This window comes from Microcystis sp. LE19-41.2A, from assembly GCF_027530405.1.
GTDB classification, from domain to species: Bacteria; Cyanobacteriota; Cyanobacteriia; order Cyanobacteriales; family Microcystaceae; genus Microcystis; species Microcystis aeruginosa.
Map to the genome: position 1 here is coordinate 1 of NZ_JAPZQJ010000439.1, position 7,461 is coordinate 7,461.

Annotated in this window: 10 protein-coding genes; 8 read left to right on the plus strand and 2 right to left on the minus strand. The window is 43.5% G+C overall.

Going from position 1 to position 7,461, the window contains the following annotated elements; translation table 11 throughout:
- Window positions 1-201 (plus strand): hypothetical protein (locus O9290_RS18770; RefSeq protein ID WP_288087373.1); only part of this gene is annotated, 201 nt, incomplete at its 5' end.
- Here the strand turns inward: O9290_RS18770 and O9290_RS18775 are convergent.
- A complete protein-coding gene (locus O9290_RS18775) occupies window positions 198-500 on the minus strand; it encodes a YkvA family protein (protein ID WP_002762481.1) in 303 nt (100 codons plus the stop codon). The genes O9290_RS18770 and O9290_RS18775 overlap by 4 nt on opposite strands.
- A gap of 601 nt (window positions 501-1,101) precedes the next feature.
- On the opposite strand from O9290_RS18775, the gene O9290_RS18780 reads away from it, so the two are divergent.
- The 3 genes from O9290_RS18780 (at window position 1,102) to accD (ending at window position 3,132) form a co-directional block, all read left to right on the plus strand.
- The gene (locus tag O9290_RS18780; RefSeq protein WP_288058388.1) at window positions 1,102-1,911 is read left to right on the plus strand and encodes a prepilin peptidase; all 810 of its coding nucleotides are present in this window, start codon (window positions 1,102-1,104) and stop codon (window positions 1,909-1,911) included.
- A 101-nt stretch (window positions 1,912-2,012) separates the two neighbouring features.
- On the plus strand, window positions 2,013-2,162 hold the full coding sequence (locus tag O9290_RS18785; protein WP_192576009.1) for a hypothetical protein: 150 nt from the start codon (window positions 2,013-2,015) through the stop codon (window positions 2,160-2,162).
- Window positions 2,163-2,181: 19 nt separating this feature from the next.
- A complete protein-coding gene (accD, locus tag O9290_RS18790; RefSeq protein ID WP_288058390.1) occupies window positions 2,182-3,132 on the plus strand; it encodes an acetyl-CoA carboxylase, carboxyltransferase subunit beta in 951 nt (316 codons plus the stop codon).
- Window positions 3,133-3,217: 85 nt separating this feature from the next.
- Here accD and O9290_RS18795 read toward each other — a convergent pair whose 3' ends face one another.
- Window positions 3,218-3,601 carry a Fur family transcriptional regulator gene (locus O9290_RS18795; protein ID WP_288058392.1) on the minus strand — a complete coding sequence of 128 codons (384 nt, stop codon included), beginning with the start codon at window positions 3,599-3,601 and terminating at the stop codon, window positions 3,218-3,220.
- Between the two features lie 31 nt (window positions 3,602-3,632).
- Here O9290_RS18795 and purS point away from each other — a divergent pair, with 31 nt between their 5' ends.
- The 4 genes from purS (at window position 3,633) to rfbB (ending at window position 7,034) form a co-directional block, all read left to right on the plus strand.
- Complete coding sequence (purS, locus tag O9290_RS18800; RefSeq protein WP_288058394.1) at window positions 3,633-3,908, plus strand: phosphoribosylformylglycinamidine synthase subunit PurS; 276 nt, start codon at window positions 3,633-3,635, stop codon at window positions 3,906-3,908.
- A gap of 95 nt (window positions 3,909-4,003) precedes the next feature.
- A complete protein-coding gene (gene purQ, locus O9290_RS18805; RefSeq protein WP_002762474.1) occupies window positions 4,004-4,690 on the plus strand; it encodes a phosphoribosylformylglycinamidine synthase subunit PurQ in 687 nt (228 codons plus the stop codon).
- A 294-nt stretch (window positions 4,691-4,984) separates the two neighbouring features.
- Window positions 4,985-5,911, plus strand: a complete 927-nt coding sequence (cdf31, locus tag O9290_RS18810; RefSeq protein WP_002762471.1) for a CDF family zinc efflux transporter Cdf31 — start codon at window positions 4,985-4,987, stop codon at window positions 5,909-5,911.
- Between the two features lie 46 nt (window positions 5,912-5,957).
- A complete protein-coding gene (rfbB, locus tag O9290_RS18815; protein ID WP_288058396.1) occupies window positions 5,958-7,034 on the plus strand; it encodes a dTDP-glucose 4,6-dehydratase in 1,077 nt (358 codons plus the stop codon).
- Window positions 7,035-7,461 lie beyond the last annotated feature (427 nt).

Below are 7,461 nucleotides of genomic sequence, written 5' to 3' on the forward strand. Positions count from 1 at the left end.
CCAAACCTGCTATGTGTAGGTGAAAACAATTTTAGCAAGGGTGTATTTTTATTTGTTTCCTTTTTTGGGAAGATGGTTTTGGTATTTTGGATGTGGGTTTGTGGGGTTGTGGGGATGTGGGGATGTGGGGTAGTGGGGGGGAGAATAAATAACAGCAATCTCCTGAATTCAGAAGTCAGAATTGAGACTTACGAATTCTAACTTCTGACTTCTACGGCATCGGTATCAACGGCATTGGTTGGGGAAGAAACCTCGGTTTGATTCTTTACTGTCCCCGGACGGCGATTGCGATAATCAAGAACTAATCGCGATAATTCCGTGGTTAAAAGGGTGAGGACAATACCATCATCGATCCAACCAATAATCGGGAAAACGTCAGGAGAAATATCGAGGGGGCTAAACAGATAAACCATAGTTCCCAGAATGATAATCCAACGATATTGGGGGTGAGTGATTTTGCTGCTGTACCAGTTGTAAAAAGATTCAACAATCGGTTTCATTAATTTGTCCTCGTTGACGGCGATAATTTAATTTTGTCAGGTTGTCCCTGGGGCTGATAGTGAGGTTTTACCCCCATTATCTAGGGTGATATCCGCTAATTAATCAAAAAAAAATGCCCAGAAGAAAATTCACCTTTAGGGATGAGCCTGAATTATTAAGCTAAGACGTATTTAGGGCTTGCTGAAAAAGTTTTTCGGTGGTGGCAGGGTGTGGGGTGTGGGGTGTGGGGTGTGGGGTGTGGGGTTTTATCGATTTTCAGGTGGTCAACTACCTAATTTTCAGGGAAAAAGTCCCAGAATTTTCCCCCCAATCACTCCAATGGTCGGCACTTTTTGAGGTCAAAAAAGTCTAAAAACCTTATCCAACAAGGTTTTTAGATTTATTCAGCAAACCCTATTTAAACCGCTTATTCTTAATGATCAGCCGAATTTCCTCCAATCCCTTTACTGTTGCCTCTTGCCAGAGTGTCTCTCGCCTCGTCTCAACAAGCAATTTAAATTATGAACAGCTTATTACTGGATGCTTAAGAGGGGAGATAGTGGCATCTTTATCCCCTATAATAGGCGATAACAAACTAATCAATTATCTGCCAGTTTAAGGATGGAAACCCTCTTTCATCTAGTTACTTTTGCCTTTGTCTTCGCTTGTGGTGCCTCGGTGGGCAGTTTTTTAAACGTGGTCATCTATAGATTACCTAAGGGGATATCTCTAGTTTATCCCCCTTCCCACTGTCCGAAATGTCACCATAGGTTAGGTAAAAGCGAGAATATACCTGTTTTAGGCTGGTTATGGCTAGGGGGTCGCTGTCGCTGGTGTAAAACCCCGATTTCTGTCCGTTATCCAGCGATCGAAACTTTTACCGGTTTATTATTTTGTCTGGTTTTAGGAGATTTTAGCTTTTCTTGGCAGACCCTCGGCTATTGGATTCTCCTCAGTTGGTTATTAGCTTTAGCTTTGATTGATTTTGACACGATGACGCTTCCTAACTCCCTCACCCAATCGGGATTAGTTTTAGGGATAGTTTTCCAAACTCTTTTAGGTTGGCAAAATAATCAAAGTGCTATCTATCTCTTTTCAGCGATCGCTAGTGCGGTTTTAGGAGTCTGGTTATTTGATCTGATCCGGTGGGGGGGAAGTTTTGCCCTCAGACAACAGGCCATGGGGGGAGGGGACGCGAAATTAGCGGCCATGATCGGTGCTTGGTTAGGATGGCAAGCATTATTAGTCACCGCTTTTTTGGCCTGCGCTATCGGGGCGGCCATCGGTATGACGGGCATTTTTCTCGGTAAAATGGGGAAAAAACAAGCTATACCCTTCGGGCCATTTCTTGCCCTCGGCGCTCTGATGAGTGTCTTTTGGAGTGATAAGATCATCTCAGCCTATCAAACCATTTTTTTCCCTTTCTTGTAAAAAAGTTATCCTGTAATTAAATCTTGATACAATAGTCTTCCGTGTCTTGGATCACCATTAGAACACCCCCCAGTCTAGGGTAAGCCGATTGGCTACAGGAAATGCTCAAAGCTCACGACATCCCCAGTCGCGTTATCGCTATTGGCCTTGGTATTTATTGCGGCCAGGGGCATCAGGCCGCCCTACAAGTGCGTCCCCAAGATCGCTGGACAGCACTTTTGTTATTAAGTCCCCTAGAAGAAAGTCGATAAATTATCTTTATTTTAAACTATGTCTCTATTTGATTGGTTTGCAAATCGCCAAAAAACAGAACCCAAGGTTCAACAACAACAGGAACGAGAAATAGCCGATGGTTTATGGACAAAATGCCCCAATTGCGGCGTTTTGTCCTATACGAAGGATTTATTAGCTAATCAACTGGTTTGTCTCGATTGCGGTCATCATAATCGGGTGGAAAGTGAAGAAAGAATTCGCCAGTTAGTGGATGCTAATACTTGGAATTGCCTCGATGAACAGATTCGACCGACGGATCCGCTCAAATTTCGCGATCGGAAAAGTTATAGCGATCGCATCCGAGAAACCCAAGAAAAAACCGGTCTGACGGATGCTGTCCGGACGGGAACGGGGACGATCGATGGTTTACCCTTCGCTTTAGGGGTGATGGACTTCCGTTTTATGGGGGGTAGCATGGGATCGGTGGTGGGAGAAAAACTCTGTCGTTTGACGGAAGGCGCTACCGATGAAAGTTTACCCCTGGTGATTATCTGCGCTTCTGGCGGGGCGAGAATGCAGGAGGGAATGTTAAGTTTAATGCAGATGGCCAAGATTTCTGGCGCTCTTAACCGGCATCGGGAGGCAAAATTACTCTATATTCCCGTCTTGACTAATCCCACCACGGGAGGAGTCACGGCCAGTTTTGCCATGTTGGGAGATATTATTATCGCTGAACCGAAGGCTACTATCGGTTTTGCCGGTAAACGGGTAATTGAACAGACTTTGCGCGAGAAATTGCCGGAAGGTTTCCAAACATCGGAATACTTGTTAAAACACGGGTTTGTCGATGCGATCGTTCCCCGTACCCATCTCAAGAAAACCCTCGCTCAATTAATTAGTTTACATCAGCCCTTTTTCCCCTTGTTATCCCCCCTCAACAGTCATCATCCATACAGTCAACCGGAGTTAATCCCTCTGAAAACAGCCCAAGGTCAAACAACAGTTTAATCTGTGTAAGACGGCACTGGAGTGGAAAGTCTGAGCATTTGTACTAAAATTTCCCGATCGGCAGTTTAAATGTAGTACAGCTTACTTAACTGGGTTGACAATGATCGCAAAGTCCAAAAAATTCGAGAGTGTGGTAATAAACCTTGAATTGGTGGGATTTTTCGAGTTTTTCTGCCAATTCGTGAACGGGACACTCATTAAAGACGATAGACCGACCGCAATGAATACAGGTAAGATGGTGTTGATCCTGCTGAACGGAACTGTAGAGGGATTCTCCTGTGGCTAGGGTTCTCACCTGGACTGCACCCTGTAGTTTTAGGGATTCTAGGGCGCGGTAAACAGTGGCTAACCCCATATTTTGGTCACGCTGACGGAGTTCCACAAACAATTCTTGAGCGGATACTGCCCGATTTAAGGTTTTGAGTAAGTGGATAATGCGCTCTTGCGATCGGGTGCGTTGGGATTTCATATCAAAAAGGTCAGCGATCAAAGTTAATTCTATGCCAAAAAATTATCAGTGCTGTATTTATGTTACTCTGCGCCCCTCGGTGCTCGATCCGGCGGGTACGGCGGTAGAGTCGGGATTAAAGCAATTAGGTTATGATACTGTGGCTGGGGTGCGAATTGGTAAGTATATTGAGCTTACCGTGACAGCAGCGGACGAAACCAGCGCTCGCGCTCAATTGGCTCAAATGTGCGATCAACTATTGGCTAATCCTGTAATTGAAAATTATCGCTTTGATTTGCATTGTCAGGAGATAGGGGATAGGGGATAGGGGATAGGGGATAAGGAAATGGGGAAATTCACCCAATACCCCAACACCCATCTGATGAGAGCTTTCTGCACAATGAATTAACCAAGTTAAAAATTATGAAGTTTGGGATTATTGTTTTCCCTGGATCGAATTGCGATCGAGATGTGGCAACGGTGACGGAGGGGATTTTTCAGCAACCCACCCGCTATATTTGGCATCAAGAGACGGATTTAGGGGATTTGGATGTGATTGTGGTGCCGGGGGGATTTAGTTACGGCGATTATTTGCGCTGTGGTGCGATCGCTCGGTTTTCGCCGGCGATGAAAACTGTCCGAGAAGAAGCCGAAAAAGGTAAATTAGTTTTAGGCATCTGTAACGGTTTTCAGGTACTAACGGAAATTGGGCTGCTACCTGGTGCGTTAATTCGTAATCGCGATTTACATTTTATCTGCGATCGAGTGCCGGTAAAAGTGGAAAATAATCGATCTGTCTGGACGCGAGGTTATCAACCGCAACAGGTGCTTAATTTGCCGATTGCTCACGGGGAAGGGCGTTATTATGCCGCAGAAGATACGTTAAAATCTCTGGAGGATAACGGACAAATTCTCTTTCGTTACTGTACTGCCACAGGAGAGGTAAATGAGTCGGGAAATCCTAACGGTTCGTTAAATAATATTGCAGGAATTAGCAATAAAGCAGGAAATGTGCTAGGAATGATGCCTCATCCCGAACGCGCCGCCGATCTGATGCTCAATTTGACCGATGGGAGTCTGTTATTTCAGGAGTTGATCAATTGTTGTTGACTAGACCTCTTGTAAAAATCAAAAATTGTTGTTAGGGTCAGGAGTCAGTAGCCGGTCGTCAGGAGTCAGGAGAATTAAAAATGAATAATAATCAATTAAATGGTCTATTTACCGACTTTAGGCAATTTAATCCTTATTTTTGCCCTTTTTCAACCCTCAAGTAGTTGGGTTTTTGGGGTTTTGGGGTTTTAGTTGAAATTTCCCTGATAACTGATAACTTACCCACTGATAACTTACCCACTGATAACTGATAACTGATAACTTACCCACTGATAACTGATAACTGATAATCCTGTGGCTGTTTTAAAAGATAATCGGGCTACCGTCCAAAAAGTTCTCTGGATCACCCTACTGCTGAACATTTTGGTTATGGCGATCAAAGCGGGGGTGGGTTTGAGGATTGGTGCTTTAAGTCTGCAAGCGGATGCTCTCCATAGTGTCACCGATAGTGCCAATAATGTCTTGGGATTAGTAGCGATGCGGTTTTCCTCTCCCTATCCAGATCGAGATCATCCCTACGGACATCTGAAATACGAAGCGATCGGAGCTTTAGCGATCGCCGCATTTTTGGGGATTGCCTGTTTTGAAATCTTGCAAGGGGCGGTCATGAGTATTATCAAAGGAGGCAAACCCGTCGAGATTGCAGGTCCTGAGTTATGGCTATTAATTATCGTTTTAGGGGTGAATATTTTTGTCACCTATTATGAAAGATCGGTGGGGCAGCGTGTCGGTAGTGCGATTTTGATTGCCGATGCTCGTCATACCATGAGTGATGTGTGGGTGACAATTACGGTTTTATTGGGTTTAGTCGGGGTTTGGGTGGGCAATACGGCTAATATTCCCCAATTACAATGGTTAGATGTGATTTTGTCCTTTCCCGTCGCTTTTTTGGTGTTTAGCAGTGGTTGGAAAGTCCTGATGGAGAATTTACCTTTGTTAGTGGATGAAATGGCGATCGCTCCTGAGGTGATTCATCAAATTGTCCTGGAGGTGCCGGGGGTGCTTAATTGTCATGCGATTGCGTCTCGGGGAGTGGTGGGAAGACAGGTATTTATAGAAATGCACCTAGTTGTCTCCGCTCAAGATGTGGAAACTGCTCACGCAATCACGGAAGCGGTGGAAGCAAGATTAAGCCAACAATTTAGCCCTGTGAGAATTTTAATTCACGTTGAACCGCCGGATTATCACTCTGATCGGATCACTTTTGATGAAGAAGTGTGAAGCAAAAAAGCCTAAAATAAGTAGCGAACTTTTGCTAGAGGTGGCCATGACGACGGAGAATCAAGCTAGAAGCATAGTAGTTACTGGTGGAGCAGGATTTATCGGCTCGAATTTTGTTCATCATTGGTGCGAGAATTATCCTGAGGATCGTGTAATTGTTCTTGATGCTCTTACCTACGCGGGCAATTTGAATAATTTAGCGACACTGAAAGATAGAAAGAATTTCCGTTTTCTGCAAGGGGATATCTGCGATCGAGCTTTAGTTGATGAATTATTTGCCGGTGAAAATATCGATACAGTTGCCCATTTTGCTGCCGAATCCCATGTGGATCGATCGATTCTTGGACCTAGGGCTTTTGTGCAAACTAATGTGGTGGGAACTTTTACTCTATTAGAAAGTTTTCGGCAACATTGGTTAAGTAATCATCAACCCGATAACTATCGTTTTCTGCACGTTTCCACCGATGAGGTTTATGGCAGTTTAGGAGTAGATGCTCCGGCTTTTACCGAAACTACTCCCTATGCTCCTAATAGTCCCTATTCTGCCTCAAAAGCGGGGAGTGATCATCTAGCGAGAGCTTATTTTCACACCTACGGAATGCCGACAATTATTACTAATTGCTCTAATAATTATGGTTCCTATCATTTTCCCGAAAAGTTAATTCCTTTGATGTGTATTAATATTCTTTTGGGTAAACCTTTACCCGTTTATGGTGATGGTCAAAATGTTCGAGATTGGTTATATGTTCGGGATCATTGTCAAGCTTTAGATACAGTTATTCACAAAGGCAAAGCGGGAGAAACCTATAATATTGGCGGAAATAATGAGGTAAAAAATATCGATTTAGTCAGGATGTTATGTGAGTTAATGGATGAATTAGCTCCCGATTTACCCGTGAAACCTGCTCAGAATTTAATTACCTTTGTTAAGGATCGCCCCGGACATGATCGCCGGTATGCTATTGATGCCAGTAAAATTCGCACTGAATTAGGTTGGCAACCTCAAGAAACGGTAGAGGGGGGATTAAGAAAAACCATTCAATGGTATCTCGATCATCGGGATTGGTGGCAACCTTTGTTATCCAAAGAATATCAAGAGTATTATGGGAAAGTTTACGGTTAGAGAGGGGTAAAAACTAGACCTCTTGTAAAAATCACAAATTGTTGTTAGGGTTAGGAGTCAGTAGCCAGTAGTCAGGAGTCAGGAGAATTAAGAATGAGCATTAATCAGTTAAATGGTCTATTTAGGGCTTGCTGAATAATGGTAAAACCCTTTTAAAATAAGGCTTTTGACCTGTTAAAGTCCGATGTTAGTGCTGCGAAAATAGGATTGGGACTTTCAAAAACCTTGCATTATCCTTCTTTTATTAAATCGCTTGTTACAAAAAAAAAGGGCAAAAAAGCCTGACACGACTGGCTACTGACGACCGGCTACTGAATCCTACCCCCAGGAAAAACTTTTTCAGCAGACCCTATTTACATATTTTATGCGATTTAATCCTTATTTTTGACGTTTTTGAACCCTCAAAAATTAATTATGCAAGAGGTTT